The 25,798-nt window shown below is 29.0% G+C and carries 26 protein-coding genes; 22 read left to right on the top strand and 4 right to left on the bottom strand.

From position 1 onward, the window contains the following. The first annotated feature begins 207 nt into the window (after positions 1 to 207). Together ftcD and ACI48P_RS00850 are read left to right on the top strand one after the other, a co-directional pair. Positions 208 to 1,155 (top strand): glutamate formimidoyltransferase, encoded by a 948-nt coding sequence (gene ftcD, locus ACI48P_RS00855; protein ID WP_475212522.1) that lies wholly within the window; start codon positions 208 to 210, stop codon positions 1,153 to 1,155. Positions 1,156 to 1,176: 21 nt separating this feature from the next. Further along, positions 1,177 to 2,634 carry a YjiH family protein gene (locus tag ACI48P_RS00850; protein ID WP_475212520.1) on the top strand — a complete coding sequence of 486 codons (1,458 nt, stop codon included), beginning with the start codon at positions 1,177 to 1,179 and terminating at the stop codon, positions 2,632 to 2,634. Positions 2,635 to 2,714: 80 nt separating this feature from the next. Here the strand turns inward: ACI48P_RS00850 and ACI48P_RS00845 are convergent, their stop codons facing one another. Then, complete coding sequence (locus tag ACI48P_RS00845; RefSeq protein WP_475212519.1) at positions 2,715 to 3,545, bottom strand: N-acetylmuramoyl-L-alanine amidase; 831 nt, start codon at positions 3,543 to 3,545, stop codon at positions 2,715 to 2,717. Between the two features lie 607 nt (positions 3,546 to 4,152). On the opposite strand from ACI48P_RS00845, the gene ACI48P_RS00840 reads away from it, so the two are divergent. Together ACI48P_RS00840 and ACI48P_RS00835 are read left to right on the top strand one after the other, a co-directional pair. Continuing rightward, positions 4,153 to 4,395 (top strand): WYL domain-containing protein, encoded by a 243-nt coding sequence (locus ACI48P_RS00840; RefSeq protein ID WP_475212517.1) that lies wholly within the window; start codon positions 4,153 to 4,155, stop codon positions 4,393 to 4,395. Further along, on the top strand, positions 4,395 to 4,640 hold the full coding sequence (locus ACI48P_RS00835) for a WYL domain-containing protein (protein WP_475212515.1): 246 nt from the start codon (positions 4,395 to 4,397) through the stop codon (positions 4,638 to 4,640). Before ACI48P_RS00840 ends, ACI48P_RS00835 begins: the two co-directional genes overlap by 1 nt. A 344-nt stretch (positions 4,641 to 4,984) precedes the next feature. On the opposite strand, the gene ACI48P_RS00830 is transcribed toward ACI48P_RS00835, so the two are convergent. Continuing rightward, the gene (locus ACI48P_RS00830; protein ID WP_475212513.1) at positions 4,985 to 5,230 is read right to left on the bottom strand and encodes a hypothetical protein; all 246 of its coding nucleotides are present in this window, start codon (positions 5,228 to 5,230) and stop codon (positions 4,985 to 4,987) included. 254 nt (positions 5,231 to 5,484) lie between these two features. On the opposite strand from ACI48P_RS00830, the gene ACI48P_RS00825 reads away from it, so the two are divergent. From ACI48P_RS00825 to ACI48P_RS00815, 3 genes are all read left to right on the top strand, one after another. Then, entirely contained in the window at positions 5,485 to 6,174 is a 690-nt protein-coding gene (locus ACI48P_RS00825) for a TRM11 family SAM-dependent methyltransferase (RefSeq protein WP_475212511.1), read from the top strand. Positions 6,175 to 6,231: 57 nt separating this feature from the next. Then, positions 6,232 to 7,161, top strand: coding sequence for a type II restriction endonuclease (locus ACI48P_RS00820; RefSeq protein ID WP_475212509.1), 930 nt, complete (start codon positions 6,232 to 6,234; stop codon positions 7,159 to 7,161). Between the two features lie 118 nt (positions 7,162 to 7,279). Continuing rightward, complete coding sequence (locus ACI48P_RS00815; RefSeq protein WP_475212507.1) at positions 7,280 to 9,034, top strand: Dam family site-specific DNA-(adenine-N6)-methyltransferase; 1,755 nt, start codon at positions 7,280 to 7,282, stop codon at positions 9,032 to 9,034. Positions 9,035 to 9,428: 394 nt separating this feature from the next. Here the strand turns inward: ACI48P_RS00815 and ACI48P_RS00810 are convergent, their stop codons facing one another. Next, entirely contained in the window at positions 9,429 to 9,614 is a 186-nt protein-coding gene (locus ACI48P_RS00810; RefSeq protein ID WP_475212505.1) for a hypothetical protein, read from the bottom strand. Between the two features lie 194 nt (positions 9,615 to 9,808). On the opposite strand from ACI48P_RS00810, the gene ACI48P_RS00805 reads away from it, so the two are divergent. The 8 genes from ACI48P_RS00805 (at position 9,809) to ACI48P_RS00770 (ending at position 16,082) form a co-directional block, all read left to right on the top strand. Continuing rightward, a complete protein-coding gene (locus ACI48P_RS00805; protein WP_475212504.1) occupies positions 9,809 to 9,949 on the top strand; it encodes a hypothetical protein in 141 nt (46 codons plus the stop codon). Between the two features lie 138 nt (positions 9,950 to 10,087). Further along, the gene (locus tag ACI48P_RS00800; RefSeq protein WP_475212502.1) at positions 10,088 to 11,407 is read left to right on the top strand and encodes a DUF262 domain-containing protein; all 1,320 of its coding nucleotides are present in this window, start codon (positions 10,088 to 10,090) and stop codon (positions 11,405 to 11,407) included. 3 nt (positions 11,408 to 11,410) lie between these two features. Then, on the top strand, positions 11,411 to 13,213 hold the full coding sequence (locus tag ACI48P_RS00795; RefSeq protein ID WP_475212500.1) for a DUF262 domain-containing protein: 1,803 nt from the start codon (positions 11,411 to 11,413) through the stop codon (positions 13,211 to 13,213). Positions 13,214 to 13,355: 142 nt separating this feature from the next. Further along, positions 13,356 to 13,664 (top strand): hypothetical protein, encoded by a 309-nt coding sequence (locus ACI48P_RS00790; protein ID WP_475212498.1) that lies wholly within the window; start codon positions 13,356 to 13,358, stop codon positions 13,662 to 13,664. 301 nt (positions 13,665 to 13,965) lie between these two features. Further along, positions 13,966 to 14,313, top strand: coding sequence for a hypothetical protein (locus ACI48P_RS00785; RefSeq protein ID WP_475212496.1), 348 nt, complete (start codon positions 13,966 to 13,968; stop codon positions 14,311 to 14,313). A gap of 218 nt (positions 14,314 to 14,531) precedes the next feature. After that, on the top strand, positions 14,532 to 15,437 hold the full coding sequence (locus ACI48P_RS00780; RefSeq protein WP_475212494.1) for an HNH endonuclease: 906 nt from the start codon (positions 14,532 to 14,534) through the stop codon (positions 15,435 to 15,437). Between the two features lie 249 nt (positions 15,438 to 15,686). After that, on the top strand, positions 15,687 to 15,779 hold the full coding sequence (locus tag ACI48P_RS00775; protein ID WP_475212493.1) for a DUF2196 domain-containing protein: 93 nt from the start codon (positions 15,687 to 15,689) through the stop codon (positions 15,777 to 15,779). A gap of 132 nt (positions 15,780 to 15,911) precedes the next feature. Beyond that, a complete protein-coding gene (locus ACI48P_RS00770) occupies positions 15,912 to 16,082 on the top strand; it encodes a hypothetical protein (protein WP_475212491.1) in 171 nt (56 codons plus the stop codon). Positions 16,083 to 16,369: 287 nt separating this feature from the next. On the opposite strand, the gene ACI48P_RS00765 is transcribed toward ACI48P_RS00770, so the two are convergent. Continuing rightward, a complete protein-coding gene (locus tag ACI48P_RS00765; protein ID WP_475212489.1) occupies positions 16,370 to 16,678 on the bottom strand; it encodes a phosphoribosyl-ATP pyrophosphohydrolase in 309 nt (102 codons plus the stop codon). A gap of 104 nt (positions 16,679 to 16,782) precedes the next feature. On the opposite strand from ACI48P_RS00765, the gene ACI48P_RS00760 reads away from it, so the two are divergent. The 7 genes from ACI48P_RS00760 (at position 16,783) to ACI48P_RS00730 (ending at position 25,717) form a co-directional block, all read left to right on the top strand. Then, complete coding sequence (locus ACI48P_RS00760) at positions 16,783 to 19,317, top strand: DEAD/DEAH box helicase family protein (protein ID WP_475212487.1); 2,535 nt, start codon at positions 16,783 to 16,785, stop codon at positions 19,315 to 19,317. 19 nt (positions 19,318 to 19,336) lie between these two features. Next, positions 19,337 to 19,780 carry a GNAT family N-acetyltransferase gene (locus tag ACI48P_RS00755; protein ID WP_475212485.1) on the top strand — a complete coding sequence of 148 codons (444 nt, stop codon included), beginning with the start codon at positions 19,337 to 19,339 and terminating at the stop codon, positions 19,778 to 19,780. Between the two features lie 261 nt (positions 19,781 to 20,041). Further along, positions 20,042 to 21,712: an ABC transporter substrate-binding protein gene (locus ACI48P_RS00750; protein WP_475212484.1), complete on the top strand. Its 1,671-nt coding sequence runs from the start codon at positions 20,042 to 20,044 to the stop codon at positions 21,710 to 21,712. Positions 21,713 to 21,804: 92 nt separating this feature from the next. Next, positions 21,805 to 22,770, top strand: coding sequence for an ABC transporter permease (locus tag ACI48P_RS00745; RefSeq protein ID WP_475212482.1), 966 nt, complete (start codon positions 21,805 to 21,807; stop codon positions 22,768 to 22,770). Positions 22,771 to 22,780: 10 nt separating this feature from the next. After that, positions 22,781 to 23,665 carry an oligopeptide ABC transporter permease gene (opp4C, locus tag ACI48P_RS00740; protein ID WP_475212480.1) on the top strand — a complete coding sequence of 295 codons (885 nt, stop codon included), beginning with the start codon at positions 22,781 to 22,783 and terminating at the stop codon, positions 23,663 to 23,665. Between the two features lie 16 nt (positions 23,666 to 23,681). Further along, complete coding sequence (locus tag ACI48P_RS00735) at positions 23,682 to 24,662, top strand: ABC transporter ATP-binding protein (protein ID WP_475212478.1); 981 nt, start codon at positions 23,682 to 23,684, stop codon at positions 24,660 to 24,662. Beyond that, on the top strand, positions 24,662 to 25,717 hold the full coding sequence (locus ACI48P_RS00730) for an ABC transporter ATP-binding protein (RefSeq protein WP_475212476.1): 1,056 nt from the start codon (positions 24,662 to 24,664) through the stop codon (positions 25,715 to 25,717). The genes ACI48P_RS00735 and ACI48P_RS00730 overlap by 1 nt, the downstream gene beginning before the upstream one ends. Positions 25,718 to 25,798 lie beyond the last annotated feature (81 nt).

The following is a 25,798-nucleotide window of genomic DNA, read 5'->3' as shown; positions in this document are numbered from 1 at the left end:
GAATGAAGATTAAGATAAGAATATTGAAATTTCAATGAAAAATAAATAATAAAATAATACACTCAAAAGTGGCATAGTAGTTGCTTTATATAATAGTCAAATAAACAATAATCTCAAAGAAAGCATAACAAATAAATCATTTTGAAAATCATAAAAAAATCATAAAAAAATTTATAGAAATCATATAAAAATTATAGGAGGAATATTATGAACAACGAAAAAAAATATGTATTGGCAGTGCCAAACTTTAGTGAAGGTCAAAGAAAAGACGTAATAGAAGCTATTGTTGATGAAGTAAGAGATTTTGAAGGTGTAAAACTAGTAAGTTATGAGCCAGAGCATGATTTTAACAGAACAGTAGTAACATTAATAGGAGAGCCACAACCTCTAAAAAAAGCACTAATAGCACTAGGAAAAAAATCTAGTGAACTAATAGATATGAACAAGCAAAGAGGAACACATCCAAGAATAGGGGCACAAGACACACTTCCAATATTCCCATTTAAAAATATATCATTAGAAGAAACGAAAGAATTAGCAGAAGAAATAGGTAAAGAATTCTTTGAAGCAACAAAGGTACCTGTAATATTTGCAGGTGAAAATGCAAGAAGTGAAGAGAGAAAAGCTTTTGCATTTATAAGAGCTGGTCAATTTGAGGGTCTAAAATCACTACTTAGTGAAATCAAAGATGATGAAAGTAGAAAAGATGAATATGAAAGTAGAAAACCAGACTACAGTGTAGATGGATTATTACATGAGAGCGCTGGAGCTACTATTGTATCTACTGAAGAAGAAGGATTAACTGCTTACAATGTATTTTTAGGAACAGAAAACTTAGAAATAGCTAAGAAAATAGCTAAAGGAGTAAGAGGACCAAGCGGAGGGTTTACATCTATAAGAGCGGTTGGAATCAAATTCCCAGAACATGAAGGTGTTGTAGTATCTATGAATATGTTTGACTGCATTAATACTCCTATATATAGAGTTTTTGAATTCTGTAAACAAGAAGCTAGTAGATACGGGGTAGCAGTTACAGGATCTCAACTAGTAGGACCAATAAAATTAGATGCAATATTAAAATCATTTGAATTTTATTTTAGATTAGAAGATTTTAGAAAAGAGCAAATATTAGAGACTCATCTTATGGATTTATAAAAAATTTTGGAGGATGATAGTATGGATAGTAATAACGCCCTGAAGCATAAAGAATATTATTCAAGTGAAGAACTAAATGACTCCAAAGTTATGGACTCTATTCAACTAACTAAAGATGAGAAAAAAAGTGGCTTAATAAAATTCTTGATATTTTCAGCAATAGCAATATTTATATTCTTCGTACCTATTGAGCAAGATGGTAAGCAAAATATACCTTTTGGAATAATTTATAACGCTATTGTTAGTTTCTTAGGTGTTCCAGGATTTTGGTATGTATGTGCTATCATAACAGGAAATGCAGTGCTTAGTGTATACGGTAAATATTTATCTAAGCCAGGAACTAAGCTACATGAATACTATAAAAGTGATTCTATTATACATCCAATACTTTATGTATCGGCAGCTGTATTTATGATAATGTATTGCCTTCATATAACAGTACCAGGTCTTAATATGCCTGAGATTATAGTTGGCGATGGAATAGGGGGAGTCGTGATTCCCGACATAGTTATAGGTGTTGCTTGGATAGTTCCTGTTGGAGCATTCTTTGTACCATTCCTTTTAAACTATGGAAGTATAGATTTCTTTGGGGTATTACTTGAGCCTCTTATGAGACCATTATTTAAGATACCGGGTAAAAGTGCAGTAGATGCAACTGCTTCATTTGTAGGTTCGACTACTATGTCTATAATTATTACAAGTAGGTTATATAAAAATCAAACGTATACTAAAAAGGAAGCAACAATAATTGCAAGTTCATTTAGTGCGGTAAGTGTTGGATATGCATTTGTAGTTATGAAGACAGCACAAGTAGAGCAGTATTTCTTACCTATATATTTTGCATCATTCTTATTAACATTTATAGTAACTTTATTCATGGTTAGAATTCCGCCTATAAATAAGATGGAAAATAAATATATTAATGAAAGATTACAAAGTGAAAATGATTTAAAGAATGAACCTAGATACGGCTCAGGTATGATAAGTAAGGGGATTGACAGAGCTACTAAGAGAGCATATTTCTCTGAGAACTTATTTAAGAGTATAAAAGATAGTTTGATAGATGGATTTAAGGTTTTACCTAAGGTTGTATCACTGTTGTGTGTTATTGGTATTGCTAGTATGATTATAGCTAAGAATACACCTGTGTTTACATGGCTTGGATATGTATTTTTACCTATATTAAATTTATTTAATGTGCCGGATGCAGCAGCTATTGCAGCTTGTTTACCAGTTGGGATTACGGAGATGTTTATTCCTACACTGATTATTGCAGATCAAGCTAGTGTTATTAGTGAGGCGGCTAGGGCTTTTGTTGTTATGGTGTCTACTGTGCAGGTTATTTTCTTTGCTGAGTCTATAGTTGTTATGAAGTCTACGGGTATACCTGTAAGTATTCCTAAGCTTGTGGTGTTGTTTATACAGAGAACTATAATTGCTATACCATTTGCAGCTTTGTTTGTTAGTATAATATTTTAATGGGATATATAGATGAAAAAATAATAATCTCTAAATCATTAATTAATAATGGTTTAGAGATTATTTTATATAGTCAAAATCTATTTAACATAAACACCTGAAACATATCCAATTTCACCGTTATATTTAATTTTTAACCAATCAAACTTAGAATCTATAACCTCAACCTTTGTACCAGCAGGTAATACACCTATAACTTTAGAGTTATTATCACGATCACTCATTACATTGACTCTGTTAAGAGCAGTTTTAATATTAAAGTCATAAGTTGAAGTATTTTGAGAAGTTGAAGGCGTTGTGTTTAAATATTGTAGAATACCTTTAACTATACCATCAGCTATTTTTTCTTGATAATGTTTAGTATTTAACCTATATCCTTCTTCAGGGTTAGATATAAAGCCACACTCTATTAATACAGATGGCAAATTATTATCTCTAAGAACTTGAAGATTGGCTACTTTATACCCTCTATCAGTTGCAGAGGTACTCTGTACAAGATTTTGTTGTATACTTCTAGCAAGCTTTTTGTTGTTACCCATATAAAAAGTTTCTACTCCATTTGGAGAGCTTGACTCAGATGCATTTTGGTGAATTGATATAAATAAATCTGCCCCTGAGTTATTTGACCTACTTGTCCTTTGTGAAAGTGATACGTAGGAGTCACTTGTTCTACTAAATAAAACCTTTATATTGTGTTGTTTTAGTTTTTGAGCTACCTTGTTTGATATTTGAAGATTAAATAAGTCTTCTGAATATCCGTTATGAGAAGTCCCGTTGTCATGGCCACCATGTCCTGGGTCTATAAGTACAGTTTTTGTTTCTTCTTGTGCGGAAGCTTTATTAGATGATAATGCTGATGATAGTAATGTTAGTGCTACTGTCATAGCGATGCGATTATTTTTTAATGTCATATGCCCTCCTATATAAAAGTTATGAGATAATATTATACGACTTCAGTATGTGGAATGTCAAATATTGTAAAGTGAATATTTGGGGAATAAGTTTAAATGGGATTTAGGTATATTTGTGTAAAATATAAATATCCATGTTTTGTATAACTTGAATTGTCAAGTTAATTGCAACACCATTTATTAATTTCATTTTAAAAAACTTTATGCTCAGTTCTAAAATCTAGCACTTTTTTAGAGCTGTGATTAATTTTATGTATAGCTATATCAAGGTCTTATTGAGTGATATTTTCAAAGCTATAGCCCTTTGGAAAGTACTGTCTAAGAAGGCCATTTGTATTTTCATTGATTTCTCTTTCCCATTGTCACATGTAAATGTTTTAATAACAGATTTAGAAATATTACTAAACATTTTCACTGTGTAATTTGAAAATATATCTAATTTTCTATCAACATGAGTAGCAATAGCACCTTTCCTTCAAACTCCTATAACTGTATCACTTTAAAAGTGGCCGAGTTCACTTCTGTCATCTGGTAAAAATGGTATTTCATCTATCATTTTTTAATAGATAAAATAAAAGCAGTTAATCCCAAAAACAATACATCAAGAGTGCAATTAAACTCTAACGATAAAAGTACAGAAGCAAAGCTAATATACAAAGAAGAAAGAGAAAAGTGGTTAATTATCAATGATGGAATCATAAATAATAAAAAGATAATTATAAAATATCAAAATGCAAATGGAAAAACTTCAGATAGAATAGTCCATCCATATGCTATGTTTACATATTATGAAGCAAACTATATTGTTGGATACTGTGAAAGTAAAAAGATTTATGACAGTTCAAACTAATGAGAATAGATGATATTAGATTATTGGAAGATAAATTTGAAAAGAAAGATTTTGATTTAGGGGAGTATCTAAAAAATGCTAGGAGTTTTTTTAAAGATGAGTTAATATTTATGAAATTAAAAATAACCTATCCATATGCAAAGAGGTTTAGCGAAGTAAGATGGACTAATAATGAAAAAATTTCAGACTTTATAGAGGATGAGTACTTGATATATGAGGCAAGTTGTTATGGTCTAAGTATGTAGCTACAGGTAATGATAAGAAGCATTGTGCCAACTATTTGAAAGGGAAATATAGTAAGAAGTTTAGCAAGCATAATGAAAATTTTAATGATGAGATTACTATGGTATTTGAGGAAGAGTGAAGAAAGGTCTTATGAAGCTATATATATTTATGGTGCGACAAATAAGAGATATCATAAAATGGCTAACTATCCTCAGAATGTACATTGAACTATTATGATTAAAGAGGAGTGTAGTAAATTAAATTAAGGCATGGATGAATAATTGTCATATCCATGCCTTAACAAAATTATCATAGAAAACTATATAAATATCCTAAATATTGTTTAGCTATGAATAAAATAGAGCTAAGGCATTTGGCTACACATAGTGCCTGCATTTGGATTACCATTGCCTCCTCTGCAAGAAGTACAATGACTTTGAATACCATCCGGGGTATTATTTGTTATACGTTTTTCTGTAAATCCAAAGTCTTGTTCAGGATAAAATACATGCTCATTGGCAGAATTATTGCTAGAACAACTAGGGCAAGATTTAAACCCATTAACTCTTATAGATTTATTTAGTGGTTGGTTACAACATGTACAATTCATAGATATTTTCACCTCCTAATATTCCATATGGTAAATTTTACATCAAATACGATTGGCAGTAAATAGAAGTTAAAAAATTAATGATTTTTCATCTGATACTATTATATTGAGGTATAAAATATATTGAGAAAATAAATTGAAAGATTTTAAATTATAAATAAATATAATTTTGAATTATAAACTAAGAAATTGTACATAATTAGGAAAAATGATAGGAGTGGATTAATATAGATAATCTTTTAGAATGCACTACATTGTGGAGTTTTCCAGATAGAGGTGATTGGCTATCTCATAAGGGAGATTATAGGGGGAATTGGAGCCCTCATGTACCTAAAAATATAATATCTATGTATTCAAATAAAAATGATATAGTACTTGATCAGTTTATAGGCAGTGGAACTACAATAGTAGAAGCTTGTAGATTAGATAGAAATTGTATAGGTATAGATATAAACGATGATGCATTAAAAATATCTTTAGATAGAACAAAGCATATCAAGAAAGATACTTTTATATTAAAAAAAGGAGATGCAAGAAATATAAGCTTTATAAAAGATAGTGCTATAGATTTAATTTGTACTCACCCACCATACTCTAATATAATAAAATATAGTACAAGTATAGATGGAGACATATCATTACTAGAAGAAGAGCAATTTTATAATTCGATGAAAGATGTAGCAAAAGAATGCTATAGAGTATTGAAAAGAGATAAATATTGCGCAATTTTGATAGGAGATACCAGAAAGAATGGATTTATAGTACCGTTAGGGTTTAACACAATGAGCATATTTATAAACCAAGGATTTAAATTAAAGGAAATTATAATAAAAGAACAACACAATTGTAAGTCAACTGATAAATGGAAGGATATAAGCAAAAGTAGGAAATTCTATTTAATTGCACATGAATATTTATTTGTATTTAAAAAGGAAAATATATGAAAAAATAACAAAATTGTATATAATCTAAATATGCGTTTAAGCTGAGGAGGATTATATATGAAAAAATTAAAATATTATGATGATATTAAGAAACAAAGTGAAGATGAAGTTTTTGACTATTTTATTAATACACTAAAGGATAGTATATACACTTGGGACTACTTCACAGATTTTAAAAAATCAATGAGTAATGCAGAGAAATATAGAGTAGAACTGGAGCTATTAAGTGGGCTAATAGGTCAAGATGAAAATTTAATTAATGAAAAGGTGCTAAATTTAATAGAAAAATCACCTAAAGTTAAAGAAGCGATATTATTACTAGTGGCTATTAGACCAGCAAAATTAAAAGATACAGCAATAATTAATGATTTTGATTCATTAACATCCGAAAATAAATCACATTTGTTCAAGGCAAAAAATAGTTTAAGCCATAAAGAACAAAAAGATTTTCTATTATTTTTTGAAGGAAGTGGAATAAAGAAATTTTTAGTTGATAAGGAAGTATCAAATCTATTAGACTACTGTAAAGGTGTAGAAGTAGGTATGGATACAAATGGAAGAAAAAACAGAACGGGTACAAGTATGGAGTCATTAACAGAAGTGTTTATCAAAAACTTATGTGATGAAAATGGATTTGAATATATGACTCAAGCTACCTGCAAAAAAATAAAAGAAAAATGGAATATAACTGTAGAAGCAGATAAAATTGACAGAAGATTTGACTTTGCCATAAAAGGAAAAGAAAACTTATATTTATCAGAAGTTAATTTCTATAGTGGAGGAGGGTCAAAACTTAAAGCAACAGCTGGTGAATATAAAGATTTACATAGTTTAATAACTAATCAAGGTTTTGAGCTTATATGGATAACAGATGGAGCAGGGTGGAATACGGCTAAAACTGCTATAAATGAGACTTTTATGAACAATGATTACATACTAAATTTAAAAATGCTAGCAGATGGAGTGTTGGAAGAAATAGTTAAATAAGAAACATTACCTCAAATGGAAGTTATATGTAAATTCTATTTGAGGTTTTTTTGTTGCGTTTTTTGTCAAAAATAAGTATTATAACATAAGTAGATATAAGAAAAAGGATGGAATAATTATGAAAGATATATTCTATGAAGATAGAGATACAAAATTAATAAACGGAGATTGTATAAGTGTTTTAGAATATATAGAATCTAAATCAATAGATATGATATTTGCAGATCCACCATACTTTTTATCAAGCGGAGGTATTACTTGTAAATCAGGAAAGATGGAAAGTGTAGACAAGGGAGAATGGGATAAAACAATATCATTTAATGATAAGTATAACTTCAATAAAAGATGGATATCAATTTGCAAGGAAAAATTAAAGGATAATGGAACTATATGGATATCGGGCACAATTCATAATATATATTTGGTTGGTTATGTACTAGAAGAATTAGGGTTTAAAATTATAAATAATATTACTTGGCAAAAAACTAATCCACCACCTAACATGAGTTGTAGATACTTTACTCACTCAACAGAAACTATATTATGGGCAAAGAAAGATATTAAAAAAGTCAAACATATTTACAACTATGATATAATGAAGCAATTAAATGGGAATAAGCAGATGAAAGATGTATGGAGTTCATCTACAACATCTAAAAAAGAAAAAATATTTGGTAAACATCCAACACAAAAGCCCGAATGGCTACTTGAAAGAATAGTATTAGCATCTACCAACCAAAATGATACAGTATTAGATCCATTTAACGGAAGTGGAACAACTGGTGTAGTATGCAAAAGATTAAAAAGAAAATATATTGGTATAGATATAAATGAAGAGTATTTAAGTATATCAAAAACAAGGATAGATGCTTTGAATGAAAATCAAGTATCGTTTGATGATATTGTAGAACCATATAAGGATAAAAGAATTAGCAGAGAGGAAGAGACTATAGATATGAGCGCGGTTAAGAACAAACCTTTCTTAAAATGGGCTGGTGGTAAGACTCAATTATTACCAGTTTTAGAAGAAAATTTACCAGAGCAGATAAAAAGAAGTAAAACAATTGATACATATGTAGAGCCATTTGTTGGAGCTGGAGCGTTTTTCATTTATATAGCATCTAATTATAATTTTAATAGAATAGTAATAAATGATATTAATTATAAGCTTATAAATGTATATAGAGTACTAAAGGATAATTGTGAGGATTTAATAAGCAGACTTAATATTATGAGAGAAGAATATTTAAGCTACGAAGAAGATAATCAAAAAGAAATGTATTTAAAAGTGAGAGATGAGTTTAACAATTGGGACAGTGTAGATAATATAAAGCAGGCTGCTAATTTTATTTTTATAAACAAGACATGCTTTAATGGTTTATATAGAGAAAATAAGAAGGGGGGATACAATGTACCTTGGGGTCAACATAAAAATCCTTCTATGTATGATGAAGAACAATTAAGAAGTATGTCTGCATTATTAAACGTAAAAAATGCTAAAGGTGAAGATAAGATAATTATAGAAAACAAAGATTATAAAGAGTTAAAAGAGTATATTAATAGTGATACATTAGTTTATTTTGATCCTCCATATAGACCGGTTACTAAAGGTGGATTTAATGATTATAATAAGAGTGGTTTTAATGATGATGCACAAATAGAGCTTTCAAAATTCTACGATGAAATGGAAGCGAGAGGAGCGATGTTAATGCTTAGTAACTCAGATCCTAAAAATTTAGATGTGAATGATTTGTTTTTTGACAAATTGTACAATAAATTTAGTATAGAAAGAGTTAATGCAAGCAGAATGATAAATTCAAATGGAAAAGGAAGAGGCAATATAACCGAAATACTAGTTATGAACTATAGATAAAATTATATGTATAGATTAGGGTTGGAATAATATCCTAGATAATTTTGCAGAGATTTTTATATTAAGACAGGGAATAAGGATAGTTATAAAATTGTTTATAAATGTTAAAAGTTAATAAAATATATAATACTATAGATTTACATGTAAGATATAATAAAGTAAGTTTATGTCAAAAATCACTATCTGGAATATAGATAGTGATTTTTTTTATTACTATTTATACTAGATATTTTATACAAATATTTTTAGTTTTATATAGAACAAATAAAATCACGTCGACTTTAGTTATTACAAGGTCCTTAAGTTAGTAATTTATACCGTTGAATGGCGTTAAGAATACTGAAAAATTATTATAAATAGCAAGAAATTGAAAATAAAAAGTTTAGTCATAGACTTAACTAATAAGTTTTTTTAAAATAATATTTTTTAAGCTCCATTTATAGCTCTTCTTTTGAGTTGCTTTATTCATAAGAACGAGTTCACTATATTCGTATTTATTAGCAATCTCATTTAGATTTTTATCTTCTAAAAGCTCAATAACTTCTTCATTTAACTTCTTACTAAATATACTACAAAGCACATCATCACTAACAGCCTCACATATCTTATCAGAAGTATGGATTATCTAAGGAATCATATCTCTAACTAATTTATCATAAATTTTCATCTAAAAAACCTACCATAATATACTAAATAAAATTTTAAAATTAGAATCTAATCTGTCAAAACATGTTAAAATATAACTATTAGAACCAAGAAAGCTATAAATCTAAATTGCATAATAGTAAACCAAGACTGCCAGTACAAACACCTGCAACAAAGCATACACAACGTAAAATCAATAGATATCAAACAGAAGTAGGAACAGGTATTACAGTAGAAGAAGTTGAGGATATAATAAATAATAAAGCTTAGCAGCTGAGGCACCTAGTGTCTCAGAAAACTAATGGGGGTGAAAAACGTGTCTGAAGGCACTTTTTTTATGGCGTAGATGATATTTTCATCATATAATATAAAAGCTAATAGAAAGTACATAATAGAAGGGATATAAAGATGGGGTTAATCGAAAATGAATTATCAATTGTTACAATCAAAGAATTACTAGAATTAGATTTAGCTATTCCAGAATATCAAAGACCGTATAGCTGGAGTTCTTCATCTACAAATACATTGTTTATGGATACTTATGAAGCCTATAAACAAAGTTTAAATGAATATAGATTTGGTTCTGTTATCTTACACAAAAAAGACGATAAGTATTATATAGTTGATGGACAGCAACGTATTACAACATTATCAATATTACTATATTGCCTTTTAGATAAAGATAGATATAAAGAGAAAGGTATACTAAACGAAAAGTACAACTCTCTTTCTATAAATGCAATTATAAATAATTTAAATACATTAAAAAAGAGAGTCTCAGAATTACAAGAAAATGAACGTGAATACTATGAAAAATACTTATTAGACAACTGTACCATAGTAAAAATAGTAACAGATGAAGAACAAGAAGCGTTCCAATTTTTTGACTCTCAAAACTCAAGAGGTAAGGAGTTATCTCCTCATGATTTATTAAAATCTTATCACTTGAGAGAAATGAACAATGAAGAAGAAAACATAAAAATAAAGACTATTAAGAGATGGGAAAATAATGATCAGGAAGACTTAGGAAAGTTATTTAAATCCTACCTATTTCCTCTTACTCAATGGTACAAATGGAAAAATGGTTTGGGTTATTCAAGTGAAAAAATTGCAACTTTTAAGGGGATTAAGAGTAATAATCTCTATAATTATGCTATTTATCAAAAGGCTTCAAATCTTTTTATTGAGCAAATGAACAACAATGGCAGCATGGAAATACTAGCATCTAAATCACTAAATCAATTCCAATTAACTCAACAATTAATTGCAGGTAAAAGATTTTTCTCATATACCCTTCATTACAAAGGATTGCTTGAGCAAATAATAAAAAAAATTGAACATTTTCACAAAGATATAGAGGAAATACCAAGCAAAAGAACAGGTGATATTTATATAAAGGAACTCTATGAAAATGTATTATTATTTTTTGCAGATAGATTTGGCATTGATTCAATCAATGATGCAGTATTAAAACAGTTATATACGTGGAGTTACTCTCTTAGATTGACAATGATGTTAGTTTACCCACAGACAATTAATAATTATGCTCTTGGAAAACATGACAGAATCAATACGGGCTTAGATATGTTTGCTAAGATTAATGAAATGAATGAACCTGGAGAATTAAATCTTATTTTTTTAGAAAAAGTAGATGAAATACAAGTAAAGAATCAAATAACTAAGTATAAAAAAGTATGGGAATTATTACGAGAGGTAAATGGGTGGTAGAAAATGAAACAAAAACCAAAAATAATAAAAGTATCAAAGGTGTTTAGTAATGTAAAATATGAGGTTCCTATATACCAAAGAAACTATGCTTGGAAATCAAAGCAAATTGAGCAATTGATTGATGATATTTATACTTCAGATGGGGGGTATTTTTTAGGTAATTTGATTGTTAATCAAAAAGAATCAGATGTTTATGAAGTCATAGATGGACAGCAACGTCTAACAACACTATATTTATTAGAACGATATCTAAAAATTAATATGTTAAAAGATTCGCTACATTTTGAAGCAAGAGATAAATCTAATAGAACACTTTCTGTAATTGGCGAAGATGAAAATGATACTATTTTAGATGAGTTAAAATCAGAGGAACTCATTAATGGTTATAAAATCATTAAAGATTACTTTAATAACAATCAAATTAATGAAAATAAGTTTAAAGATAAATTAAATAGTGTTTTATTAATTAGAATTCAAGTACCACAAAATATAGATTTGAACCATTACTTTGAAATTATGAATACGCGCGGTGAACAATTAGAAGTACATGAAATAGCAAAAGCTAAGCTATTGAGTAAATTATCAACAAAAGAGGATAAGAAGGTTGGAGCACTTATTTGGGAAGCTTGTTCTAAGATGGATTCATATGTACAAATGAACTTTGATTCTAAAATTAGAAAAGAAATTTTTGGTGATGGCTGGAGTAGTTTAGAGCCTCAAGTGAGTGGTTTTGATAAAGTTAAGGCAATAGTTAGTATTGAAGAAGATGATAATTTAAATGATGATAGCAAAACTTTATACGAAATACTAGAATTGTCTATGCCTACTAAAAATAGATTATCAAAAGATGAAGAGGAAAATGAGAGATTTGAATCTATTATTTCTTTCCCTAATTTTATATTGCAGGTAAATCAGTCTATATCTAATTTAGAGGAAAATGAATCAATGCTTGATGATAAGAATTTCTTAAAGAATATAGAAAAAAATTGGGAAAGTGAAGATACAGCAAAGAACTTTTTATATAATTTACTAAGATGCAGAGTGTTGTTTGACAAATACATTTTAAAGAGAGAGTTTGCAAAGGATTATAAAGATACGGGTAAATGGTCTTTGCAACGTCTAGAATCATATAGGGATAATAAAAGTATATATTTAAAGCCAAAATATGTAGGAACGTTTGGAGGAGATGATGATAATAACAATAAGCAAGCAAGGACATTACAATCTTGCTTACGTATTACATACACATCACCTAAGACCATGCACTGGATTTCATTAGTATTAAGAAGTTTAATGGATAATGAAAGTAGTGATATTTTAACTATATTAGAAAAATATTGTGAAGGAAAAGTAAAGAATTCTGATTATGAAGGTCGTGAAGGATTTGGGTTTGAGCGTATTGTATTTACATATTTGGATTATATATTATATAGAGATGGATATTCATACAAAAATAAAGAAATTATTTCATCATTGAAGGATGACTGGCAGTTCCAATTTAGAAATTCAATAGAGCATTTTTACCCGCAAAACCCAATAGATACAGAGAATTATATGAAATTGGAAGATGATGATTTGAATAGTTTTGGTAACTTGGCATTGATAACGGTATCTGGAAATTCTAAGTTTTCTAATTTGCCACCAGCAGGAAAAATAAATTCATATAAAAATGTTATTGATCAAAGTCTTAAATTAAAAATTATGAAGGAGATGCTTGTAGAGAATAAAAATGTATGGAATAAAGAAATTTTAGAAATACATAAGCGTGAAATGTTTAATATACTTCATAAACAAGTAACATGGTAAAAGTAAATAATATTCCAGAGAGTGTCTAAACAGTTAGTAACTGAGCCACTTTATGTATGGAAGTATCACTAGGGCATTGGAATCATATAAGAGTATAGCTATACATGTAAAATAGATATATACTATGGAAAGGGTGAATATGATGTTTAATGATTATATATATGAAGGAGTAATTATACCAAAGCCTACCAAAACAACTTTTATAACTAAAGTTGATAATGATGGTTTTAGATATAGGATAGGTAAGGAAAATTCTAAAAAGGTCTTATTTAAAGAATTAGAAATAGCCATATCTACATTACAGGATTATAAATTTATAGATAGACAATGGTTTAACACTACATTTGGGAAAAGGGCAGAAAGTAATCCTTGTAACTATACAACTATAGGTGGAGTACTAGTAAACATGAATTTGGCGTACTATAGCAATGGAGCTTATATATCTGTATAAATTCAATTTGATTATAGCATAAAATTATTAGGGCAAAATATGGATACTCTAATATTAGACAATGAAGAAAAGATAACATGGGTATTATTAAATAGTTACTTAAAAATAAAAGTATTAGCTTAGGAAATAAAAATTTAAGAACTAAGATAATGCTTTAGCGTACTTATTTATCATAATAATAAAGTAACTTATGCAATTAGTAAAAAGCAGCACACACTCTTCATATAAATTAAAGAAACTGAAAAGATGTTATACCTCCTTCGCTACTAGAATATATCTAGTAGTGAGGGGGGATTTTATTATGGAGAAAAAAGTTTATATGTATCCAGATAACTTATATGAAATTTGGATAAATGATAGTTATTTTTACTTTACAGAGGGAGGTAACTACAAAGAACCTGAGAGAATAATTACATACAGTGATTTGAATCCTATAGATCTAATAGAGTATCTAGAAAATAAAAATTATATACTATTATTAGATGAAGTAGAGAATAAACATAGGATTATACCAACAAAAGAAATAGTTGATATACGTGAAATAAAAAGTAAATTAAAAGGAGAAAGAAAGTATAGATATGATGGGGTAAAAAAATATAAACCTGAAATACATGATTATATTTTTTCGTACAGATTAATAATAAAATAATTAATAAAAATGATATATGTGAAAGATTTAAGAGACTGTAAAATGGAAGTTATGTAAATATATGTGAATACATCATTAAAAACTTGAGGATGATAATATTAAACAAGTATTTATGAGGTAGCGATAATATAAAATTATTGATTAGTTTTATAAAAGAATATGTTGATACTTTTACTAAGTTTTGGTTAAGATTGGATTTTGAATAAGGAGGTAGTAAAATGATATTTATAATTATGATTACAACTTTGTTAATAGTTTACTTAGTTTATGCATATTCCTATTTTAAAAGTGAAAAGTTTTTAAGAATTAAAGATAATATTCAAGAATATACAAAGGAATGTAATGACCTAAATGAACATATTGAGGGTCTGAAGAATGCATTTATAGGATTTAAACAAATTGATTATGGGCAAGCGAATTATATTGATAAGAGCGTGTATAATTATAAAAGACCAGAGTTAAAAAAATTGAGGCAAGAACAAAATACATGTGACTGTTCTTTAACTGTTTGTAAAAATGCACAACAACAACCATTTAAATATATTTGTAAGTATTTTAATATGAAAGCTAATGAAGAAACTTTAGAAAATATTGAACATGTTCTGAATGATTTTTCTGCAGCAGAGCAAGGAAAAGTTTTATTGAAAAATCAGAGGGATAAGATAGTAGAAAGTATTAGCAATGAAATACCTACTTTGATTAAAATATTTAGTAAAAAAACACTAATTCAAAAACTAGGATTTCAAGATATAGATCTTAGTCAGTTATATTTTCCAAAATTCAAATTTAAATATGTTAGTGCTGGAGGAAATAGCTCCATGAATTGTGATGTTGTATTTAATATTGAAAATCTAGATAGATTCATTAACTATTTATCAGAAATAATTAAATTTAGGAAGAGCGTTGGCGGTCAAAGAGCATTAATGACTTCATCATTAAGGGAAAAAATTAAAATACGAGATAATTATAGTTGCAAAAGTTGTGGGATATCAAGTGAAAAAGAGCCAAACCTATTATTAGAGATAGATCATATAAAACCCTTAGCAAAAGGTGGTTTAACAGAAGAAGGTAATTTACAAACTCTATGTTGGAAATGTAATAGGACAAAAGGTGTAAAATATTAAATTATATGATTGCAATGAAAGTAAGATAAAAGAGAAGTAGTAAGACAACTAGAGATGACGACCAATTGATTATCTAGTGCTTATTAATAACTACAGAGCTAGTAAAGCGCTTAATATTCAGTAAAAGTAAGCTAGAATTAGTGAAACTATTATATTGATGTAATAGACGCATTAATATTCAATTAAGATTTTTATATAGATATCTTGGATATAATAAAATATCTTACAAGAAAGCAAGAGGTATAAATTATGGTCGTAACTAAAAGAAGTGATATAAAAATAGGGTCAAAAGTATATGCAGTACAAAAACAAGACCAAAGAATTGGAAAGTTAACTGAATGAATAGTAAAAAGAATTCTTACTAATTCACAAAATCATCACCATTAAATAAAAGTAATGCTTGAAAGTGGCATAGTAGGAAGAGTTAAAGAAATACAAATATAAAAAATAGTACTTAAGCATAGGTTGAATCTTATGCTTTTATTCTTGATCAAACAGATAGAATTTAGAAGAAAAGAAATAGATGGAATAGTCCTGCCAAAAGAGGTATTAGAATCATATAGAAAGCCGACAGTTCTGAATGTAAGAAAAGCTAACGTAACAGAGAAGATATTTAAATATCCAAAACAAAATTACAATCTATAGTTAGAAGAATCACAAGAAAAATATCAAAGAGAATATCGGTTAAATGAAGAAAATGAAGCGGAAAGGTTAAATAATAGCGAATATTAAGAAGATATAGAAAGACACCTTTTAAATTTTACTTAAGCCAAGGCTATATAAAGCCATAGAAGGCTTCAATAGCTTTTATTAAAGAGTCAAATATAACTTTAGATGATACATTCTCAATTATTACATCACATAAATTTTTATAATAGAAAAATTATCCCATACCTTAATTAGGATGGGATAATTGTATATATGCAATTATATTAATAAACACTTTTAAGTACAATACCTTCCTTAAATCCACCATTTTTAGAATTCTTCTCATCCCTCTTCTTAAGAATATCCTCTTCAGAATAGCCCATCTTACAAGCAATACCAAAAAGAACTTCCATAACATCAGCAATCTCCTCAAGATTCTTATCCTCTAAAAGCTCACTAACCTCTTCCTCTAACTTCTTATAAAGGTACTCTAAAGCTACCTCATCACTAACAACCTCAACCTCACACTTCTTACCACTAGCCTCTATAATCTCAGGAATCCTATCCCTTACCAATTTATCATAAACATTCATAAAAAACCTCCAATTAATAATTCTACCTAAAATTATAAATGTAAGAATCTAATCTGTCAAAACATGTTAAAATATAACTATTAGAACAAAGAAAGGAAAAAGCTATGAACCTAAACTGTATAACAGGTCACCAAGACCACCTGTACAAACACCTACAGCAAAGCATACACAACGCAAAATCAATAGATATCATAGTTTCCTTCTTAATGGAATCAGGAGTAAAACTAATCCAAGAAGACCTAAAATTAATAAAAGATAAAAACATTCCAATAAGAATACTTACAGGAAACTATTTAAATATAACTCAGCCATCAGCACTATACCTAATCAAAGATCTTCTAGGAGACAACCTAGACCTAAGATTTTATAGTGATACAAAAAGAAGCTTTCACGCAAAAGCATACATGTTTGAATACAACAATGGAGGCGAAATCTTCATAGGATCATCCAACCTTTCAAGATCAGCATGGACCAGTGGAATAGAATGGAACTATAGAATAGATAAAGAACAAAACCTAGAAGACTTTACATACTTCAAAAATATGTTTGAAGACTTGTTTAACAACGAATCAATAATAGTAAACGACCAAGAACTTGAAAGATATTCAAAAACATGGAAAAAGCCAAAGTTAAACCTGGGAGCAGAAAGCAAAAAAGAAGAACTAAATTACTCTTATGATGAACCTAAAATGGTAGATTTATTTGAACCAAGAGGAGCACAAATAGAAGCACTGTATGAGCTAAAAAAGACTAGAGAAGAAGGAAATGATAAAGGGCTTGTAGTAGCAGCAACAGGAATAGGGAAAACCTACTTAGCAGCTTTTGACAGTAGAGAATATGAAAAGATATTATTTGTTGCTCATAGAGAAGAAATACTTAAACAAGCTTATGATAGTTTTAAAAATATAAGAAGAGATAAAATAATTAATAGTAATAGTGAAGATTATGAAAAAGTAGCTGATAGCTCTAGTGCATATTCTTATGACTTAAACAATAAGGATAGCATAAGTGAAGAAGAATACAACATGGGATTCTTTATGAATTCAACCAAAGATACTGATAAAGACATAATCTTTGCTTCAGTACAAAGTTTAGGTAAACCTGAATACCTAAATGAAAAGTATTTTTCAAAAGACTATTTTGATTATGTAGTAGTAGATGAATTTCATCATGCAGTATCAAAAAACTATCAAAACATAATAAACTACTTTGAGCCAAAGTTTATGCTAGGTATAACGGCAACACCAGATAGGCTAGATAATAAAGATGTATTTAGTATTTGTGATTATAACACTGTATATGAAGTAACCCTTAAAAATGCAATTGATAAAGGATGGTTAGTACCCTTTAGATATTATGGAATTTATGATGACAGTATAGATTATGATGATATAGAGTTTAAGAATGGTAAGTACAATGAAAAAGAACTAGAGACAGCTTTAAGTATTAATAATAGAGCAGAGTTAATTCTAAACCACTACAAAAAATATAAGTCTAAAAGGGCACTTGGATTTTGTACAAGTAAAGCTCATGCTGAGTTTATGGCTAAATATTTTAATGAAAATGGTATAAGCGCATGTGCAGTGTATAGTGGTAACGAAGGTGAATATAACGAAGAAAGAAGTATAGCTTTAAAGAAACTTAGAGATGAAGATTTACAGATAATCTTTTCAGTAGATATGTTCAATGAGGGGTTAGATGTTAAGAGTATAGATATGGTTTTATTCTTAAGACCAACAGAGTCTCCAACCGTGTTCTTGCAACAGTTAGGAAGGGGACTTAGAAAAGACAAAAGTAAAAAATATCTTAACGTTCTAGATTTTATAGGAAACTATAAAAAAGCAAATTTAGTACCATTGCTGTTATCAGGAAATACTTCACCAAAAGAAGGCGTAAAGAAACACGACCCCCTATGTGAAGAAAATTATCCTGAAGATTGCTTTGTTGATTTTGACTTTAGAATAATAGATATTTTTGAAAGAATGCAAAAAGCTAATCAAAAGTTAGAGGATTTTATAAAAGAAGAATACTTTAAAGTAAAAGAAGACTTAGGGCATATACCATCAAGGGTAGAGTTATTTACATACATGGATGATGATGTTTATTCTAATATGAAAAAGAAAGCAAAGGTTAATGTATTTAAAGATTATATAGGATACTTAGATAGTGTTGGAGATTTTGATACAGATGAAAAAACAGCTCTTGATGGTATTGGATATGAATTTATAAAATTTATTGAAAATACTAGTATGAGCAAAACTTATAAAATTCCAGTAATACTAGCATTTTATAATAATGGAGAAATGAAACTTGAGATAAATGATGAGGATTTATATAAGTCTTTTAAAGAATTCTACCATAAAGGTTCAAATGCAGTTGATATGTTAAGAGATAAGTCTACCTCAAAGTTTAGGGATTGGAAACCGCAACAATATATAAACTTAGCAAGAAAAAATCCTGTACATTTCTTATGCAAAAGTAGTAGTGAATTTTTCTATATTGAAGATGATAAAGTATGCTTAAACAAAGAGTTAAAGCAATTTATTAATAATGAAGTATTCTTAAATAATGTTAAGGATGCTATTGAATTTAGAACAAAAGAGTATTATAAAAATAGATTTGAAAATGATGCCAAATAAGAAAAAGGAAGAAGACATAATGAACTGGAAAATTAAAAAATTTGATGAACTAAGTACAAAAGAATTATACGAAATACTTAAAGTAAGATCAGAAGTATTCGTAGTAGAACAAAACTGCATATACCAAGATATAGACACAAAAGACCTAGCATCATACCACCTGTACCTAGAAGAAAACAACCAAATAATAGCATACTCAAGAATAATCCCAAAAGGAATCTCTTACAAAGAAACCTCAATAGGAAGAGTACTAACAAAAAAACCCCACAGAAAAAATGGATTATCAAAAGAAATGCTAAAACAAGCAATAGAATTCATAACAGAAACTATGAATGAAAATGAAATAAGAATATCAGCACAAGCCTACCTTATAGACTTCTACAAAAGCCTAGGATTTGAACAAGTATCAGAAATCTACCTAGAAGATGATATAGAGCACCTAGAAATGCTATACAAAAAATAAAAACTAAAAAGCTAATCATAAATAAAAAGTATCAAAAGCCCTAAGTCAAAAAACATGACCTAGGGCTTTAATCAATCATATAATTCTCAACCTATTATCAACTAAATCAACCGCAGTTCTTATATAATTAGAAATCGAATAGAAAAAAACTATATCTGAAACATAACATATAGATACAAGCAATTTTACTAATAAATAAGGAGTGATTATAATAGAAGACGTGGGTTAATTCCATAAAATGACAAAGTACGGGGGATATATATGAAATCAAAAAAATTAATTAGTGTACTTTTATCAACAACTATGCTAGCAACAACATTAGCAGGATGTAGTTCTGATAAGGGAAATGCCTCAAGCGAAAACCAAGGTGCCAAAGATACAATAGTATATTCTATGAATATGTCACCACAAGGGATATTTAATCCTCTTATATCAAACATATCTATAGATAACTATGTAAATTCAGTAGCATATGCCTCTCTAATGACTGTAAATCCAAAGGGTGAGTTAGAACCATATTTAGCTAAGGATTACAAAATATCTGATGATGAAAAAACAATAACTTATGATCTAAAAGAAAACGCTACTTGGCATGATGGAGAAAAGGTTACAGCAGAAGATGTAGCGTTCACATTTACTAGCATGGCAGCTGGAGACTATACAGGTGGCTACTATGGTGATGTTCAAAATATAAAAGGTGCTAAAGAATACCATGATGGTAAAGCAAAGAGTGTAGAAGGTATAAAAGTAGTAGATGAAGACACTGTTGAAATAGTATTTGAAAATACATATGCACCAGCAGTTACAAACTTAGGAACAGTAAATATATTACCAGAACATATATGGGGAGATATTGCTCCAGGAGAATGGAAAAATCAAACTCAATTGTTAAACAACCCAATAGGATGTGGACCATATAAATTAACTGAATACAAAAGTGGATCTTTTGTTAAGTTCCAAGCTGTATCTGATTTCTTTGGAGGGGAAGTTAAAACTCCTAATTTAGTATTCAAAGTTATAAACGCAGATACTACGCAAGCAGAATTTAAAAATGCTTCTATAGATATAGCAAATGTTGAAGCTTTAAGAAAAGCAGATATAGATGCTTTAGTTAAAGAAGGATATAAAACAGAAGCATATCCTAACTTCCAATTTACATATATGGGATTCAACTTAAGAAAAGAAGAATTAAAAGATGTTAAAGTTCGTCAAGCGTTTATGCATGCAATAAATCGCCAAGGAATAGTTGATAATGTTGTTGAAGGTCGTGGACAAGTTGTTAATGCTCCAATGCTTCCATCTCTTTGGGCATACCCAAATGAGTCATTATTAAATGATTATAACTATGATGAACAAAAAGCTAAAGATCTATTAAAAGAAGCTGGATGGGAAGATAAAGCTAAAGATGGAATAGTTGAAAATAGTAAAGGTGAAAAGCTAGAGTTAAAACTAGTTTGCCAAACTGATAATCCAGTAAGAGAAAAAACTGCAGTAGTAATTCAAGAGAACTTAAAGGCTATAGGAGTGAAAGTAGATATTGAATCTATGGAATTCTCAGCTGTTATGGATAAAGTAGTTGCAAATCATGACTTTGATTTATATATGATGGGTAATACATTATCATTAGATCCAGACCCAAGAGCAATGTGGCATTCAGATGCTATATCTCATGATAAAGGTGTAGTAGGATACAACATAGTTGCATATGAAAATCCAGAAACAGATAAATTAATTGAAGAAGGAAATGCAGTATTAGATCAAGCTCAAAGAAAAGAGATTTATTCTAAGTTTGGGCAAATATTAAATCAAGATGTTCCTCAAGCATACTTATTCTGTCAAGATATAGAAAGAGTATATAATCCTAAGTTAGAAGGATATGAGCCATCAACATTTAATGAATTCTACAATGTTCACAATTGGTCAATTAAATAGATATTAGACTAAGTGGGTTGTTTCTTGAAAACAACCCATTTTTTAAGGTGAATAGGATTTAAAATATTTTTACATGGGAGGAGATTAAAGTTATGGCTAAATTCTTGCTTAAAAGAATTGGGGTTGCACTTATTGTGTTGTTTGGTGTATCTGTAACGGTGTTTACATTAATTCATATGCAACCGGGTAACCCATACCTAAATATGATTGACCCTAACTTAGGGCCAGAAGTAATAGAACAAAAACTAAGATCACTTGGATATTATGATCCAATTTATGTTCAGTATATAAAATGGATAGGAAGAGCACTAACAGGAGACTTTGGTTATTCAACTCAATATAATGCACCAGCATTTTCAATTATAGTTGAAGCACTAAAAAATACTATATTAATATCAATAGTATCATTTGTTATAAGTTCAGTATTAGCAATAGTAATAGGTGTAGTAACTGCTTCAAAATCTAATACATGGATTGATTATATAATAACCTTTATTTCATTTATAGGTATTTCTATACCAACATTTTTCTTTGCATTATTACTTGTTAAGTGGTTTGGATATGATTTAGCTATACTTCCATCATCAGGTATGGAGACGTTGACAGCTAGCTATACTGGTATTTCACGTCTTATGGATATTATTAAACATATGATTTTGCCAGTTACTGTTTTATCACTTACTCAAACAGCTACACTGATAAGATATACAAGATCATCAATGATAGATACACTTAGCCAAGATTATATGAGAACAGCTCAAGCTAAGGGGCTTACTAAAAATAAAGCAATATGGACTCATGGATTAAGAAATTCAATGATTTCTATAATAACAGTACTATGTTTACAACTGCCATCATTAGTTTCAGGTGCTTTAATTACAGAAACTGTGTTTGTATGGCCGGGTATAGGTACATTAAACTATAATGCAATAATGAATAGAGACTATATGTTAGTAATGGGAATAACAATGCTTATTGCAGTAGTAATTGTAATTGCAAATATTGTAGCAGATATATTATATGTGGTAGTTGATCCAAGAATAAGATTAGAGCAATAGGGAGGGCTATATGACTACAACTATTATTAAAAAAAATAAGGATGAAAAATATGTATCACTAACTGAAATATCATTTCGTAAGTTTTTAAAAAATAAGTTAGCAGTAGCTGGACTTTTTATAATAGTGGCATTAGTAATAATATCTATATGTGCACCTTTACTTACAAACTATACTATTAGTGAAACTGATTTATTTAATATAAAAATGCCACCAAGTAAAGATTATATTTTGGGTACAGATGATTTGGGTAGAGATGTTTTTACAAGATTAATATATGGTGGAAGGGTATCAATATTGGTTGGAATTGCATCTATGACAGTTCAGCTATTAATAGGTGTGACTTTAGGAGCAATAGCTGGCTACTTTGGTGGTATAGTAGATAAAATTATAATGAGAATAATAGATATTATTATGTGCTTTCCATTCTTTGTTATTGCAGTATCAGTTGCAGCGATAACTGGACCAGGTGTAAAAAATTTAATCATAATAATAGGTTTTTTAATGTGGCCAAATATTGCAAGAATAGTAAGAGCTGAAATATTATCATTGAAGGAGAACGACTATATATTAGCTGCAAAGGCTATGGGACTATCTTCTTTTGAAATAATAAGAAATCATATATTGCCAAATATACTATCTCCAGTGCTAGTTGCTGCAACACTTGCTATAGCTAATGGAATCTTAACAGAAGCTTCATTAAGTTTCTTAGGTATAGGTGTAAAGTTACCACAACCTAGCTGGGGTAATATGCTTATAGCAGCACAAAATATCGGAACTTTACAGAGAGAATGGTGGTTGTGGATACCAGCAGGAAGTTTGATAATATTAACTGTTTTATCTATAAATTTTGTAGGGGACGGTCTACGTGATGCACTAGATCCTAAAATTAAATAATAAGGAGGAAATGATAATGAGTATATTAGAAGTTAAAGACCTAAAAGTTTCCTTCAATTCAGCAATGGGTAGAGTTCAGGCTGTAAAGGGAGTAAGCTTAAATGTTAATCCTAAAGAAGTGTTAGGAATAGTTGGAGAATCGGGTAGTGGAAAAAGTGTAACCTCATTAGCTATAATGGGTCTTATAAATAATGCTTCGGGAAAAATAGATTCAGGAGAAATAGTATTTAAGGGAAAAGACTTATTGAAGCTAAAAGAAAAAGAGATGTGCAAGGTAAGAGGAGATAAAATATCTATGATATTCCAAGAACCTATGACATCACTAAATCCTGTAACAACAGTATATAAACAATTAAGAGAGGTTTATAAAATACATAGACCTGATAAGAAAAATAATTGTAAGGAAGAGTTAATAGATTTATTAGAAAAATTAAAAATACCTGATCCAAAATCTGTTTTAAATAAGTACCCATTTGAACTAAGTGGCGGGTTGAAACAAAGAATAATGATTGCTATGGGTATGATTTGTAATCCAGATATTCTAATTGCAGATGAGCCTACAACTGCACTAGATGTTACAACACAAGCTGAGATAATAGATTTACTTAAGGATATAAAAGAGGAAAGTAATAGTGGAATTATATTAATTACTCATGATTTAGGTGTGATTGCAGAATTAGCTCAAAGAGTAGCGGTTATGTATTTTGGACAAGTAGTAGAAGAATGTAGTGTAGGCGAGTTTTTTGATAATGCAAAACATCCATATTCAAGGGCACTATTAGATGCAATGCCAGATAATTTTAATGGAAGGTTTAACTCTATAGAAGGAAATGTTCCTAACTTGTATGAAGAAGTAAAGGGATGCCCTTATTATAAAAGGTGCTTGGAGAGTTCTGTTGAGTGCACTAAAGAAAACCCTAATATGGTAGAGTTAGAAAATGGGCATAAGATAAGATGTATTAATGCTAAAAAACTTGAGAAAGGAGATGTGAAATAATGAATAGTAATAGTAATAGTAATAGTAATAGTAATAGTAATAGCAAGAGTAAGGTTAAGAGTGATAGTAATAAAATTATATTTGAAGTTTCGAATCTTAAAAAATACTATCCAATTAGAAAGAAAGCATTCAGCAAAAATAATCAATATGTAAAGTCAGTAGATGATGTAAGTTTTTCAATAAAAGAAAATACCATACTTGGATTAGTTGGTGAATCAGGATGTGGAAAATCAACTATCGGAAAAACTATTTTAGGATTAACATCTCCTACAGGTGGAAAAGTTGTTTATAATGGTAAAGATGTATTATTTGATGTTGAGAATAATATCAAAATATCATCTAAAGAAATGATGAATTTAAGACGTGATATACAAATAATATTTCAAGATCCATATGCAAGTTTAGATCCTAGAAAAAGTGTAGGTCAAATTGTAGCTGAAGGAATAAAGAAACATAATATAGTTACTAAAGATAAAGTAGAAGATAAAACTATAGAAATACTAAATCTATGTGGTATGGATTCTACCAGTATATTTAGATATCCTCATGAGTTTAGCGGTGGTCAAAGACAAAGGATTGGAATAGCCAGAGCTTTAGCTATGAATCCTAAATTTATTGTTTGTGATGAGCCAACTGCTGCATTAGATGTATCAGTTCAATCTCAAATTCTAAACTTAATGCTAGATTTAAAAGATAAATTTGGACTAACATATTTATTTATTTCACACAATTTTAGTGTAGTTAAATCATTTTGTGATGAAATAGCTGTTATGTATTTAGGAAAGATTGTTGAGTATGGTAATGCAAAAGAGGTTTATAATAATCCAAAACATCCATATACAAAGGCATTAATATCATCTGTACCAATACAAAATCCAAGGGAAGTTAAAGAAAGAATTATATTAAAAGGAAGTATTCCTAGTGCTGTTAATATACCTAATGGTTGTGGTTTTCATACTAGGTGCCCATATAAGTTAGATATTTGCGAAAAAGAAAGTCCTAATTGGAAGATTGTTGATAATGGAAATAAAGTATGTTGTCATTTATATAAATAAGAGAAGAAAATCCCCTAAGTCGAAATTCGAGACGCAGGGGGTTTTTTGTAAAAATAATCAAAAACAAATTGTTAAAACATG

Source organism: Romboutsia sp. LXY-2, assembly GCF_056171995.1.
The sequence above is the reverse complement of the archived record's forward strand: the minus strand, read 5'-3'. Positions and strand labels throughout refer to the sequence as shown.

Coding starts and splice junctions, on each gene's coding strand:
- opp4C (WP_475212480.1), top strand. CDS start 22,781: ATGACTACAACTATTATTAAAAAAAATAAGGATGAAAAATATGTATCA.
- ACI48P_RS00750 (WP_475212484.1), top strand. CDS start 20,042: ATGAAATCAAAAAAATTAATTAGTGTACTTTTATCAACAACTATGCTA.
- ACI48P_RS00745 (WP_475212482.1), top strand. CDS start 21,805: ATGGCTAAATTCTTGCTTAAAAGAATTGGGGTTGCACTTATTGTGTTG.
- ACI48P_RS00780 (WP_475212494.1), top strand. CDS start 14,532: ATGATATTTATAATTATGATTACAACTTTGTTAATAGTTTACTTAGTT.
- ACI48P_RS00820 (WP_475212509.1), top strand. CDS start 6,232: ATGAAAAAATTAAAATATTATGATGATATTAAGAAACAAAGTGAAGAT.
- ACI48P_RS00735 (WP_475212478.1), top strand. CDS start 23,682: ATGAGTATATTAGAAGTTAAAGACCTAAAAGTTTCCTTCAATTCAGCA.
- ACI48P_RS00760 (WP_475212487.1), top strand. CDS start 16,783: ATGAACCTAAACTGTATAACAGGTCACCAAGACCACCTGTACAAACAC.
- ACI48P_RS00785 (WP_475212496.1), top strand. CDS start 13,966: ATGGAGAAAAAAGTTTATATGTATCCAGATAACTTATATGAAATTTGG.
- ACI48P_RS00755 (WP_475212485.1), top strand. CDS start 19,337: ATGAACTGGAAAATTAAAAAATTTGATGAACTAAGTACAAAAGAATTA.
- ACI48P_RS00790 (WP_475212498.1), top strand. CDS start 13,356: ATGTTTAATGATTATATATATGAAGGAGTAATTATACCAAAGCCTACC.
- ACI48P_RS00830 (WP_475212513.1), bottom strand. CDS start 5,230: ATGAATTGTACATGTTGTAACCAACCACTAAATAAATCTATAAGAGTT.
- ACI48P_RS00770 (WP_475212491.1), top strand. CDS start 15,912: ATGCTTTTATTCTTGATCAAACAGATAGAATTTAGAAGAAAAGAAATA.
- ACI48P_RS00765 (WP_475212489.1), bottom strand. CDS start 16,678: ATGAATGTTTATGATAAATTGGTAAGGGATAGGATTCCTGAGATTATA.
- ACI48P_RS00800 (WP_475212502.1), top strand. CDS start 10,088: ATGGGGTTAATCGAAAATGAATTATCAATTGTTACAATCAAAGAATTA.
- ACI48P_RS00845 (WP_475212519.1), bottom strand. CDS start 3,545: ATGACATTAAAAAATAATCGCATCGCTATGACAGTAGCACTAACATTA.
- ACI48P_RS00730 (WP_475212476.1), top strand. CDS start 24,662: ATGAATAGTAATAGTAATAGTAATAGTAATAGTAATAGTAATAGCAAG.
- ACI48P_RS00775 (WP_475212493.1), top strand. CDS start 15,687: ATGGTCGTAACTAAAAGAAGTGATATAAAAATAGGGTCAAAAGTATAT.
- ACI48P_RS00795 (WP_475212500.1), top strand. CDS start 11,411: ATGAAACAAAAACCAAAAATAATAAAAGTATCAAAGGTGTTTAGTAAT.
- ACI48P_RS00835 (WP_475212515.1), top strand. CDS start 4,395: ATGAGAATAGATGATATTAGATTATTGGAAGATAAATTTGAAAAGAAA.
- ACI48P_RS00850 (WP_475212520.1), top strand. CDS start 1,177: ATGGATAGTAATAACGCCCTGAAGCATAAAGAATATTATTCAAGTGAA.
- ACI48P_RS00815 (WP_475212507.1), top strand. CDS start 7,280: ATGAAAGATATATTCTATGAAGATAGAGATACAAAATTAATAAACGGA.
- ftcD (WP_475212522.1), top strand. CDS start 208: ATGAACAACGAAAAAAAATATGTATTGGCAGTGCCAAACTTTAGTGAA.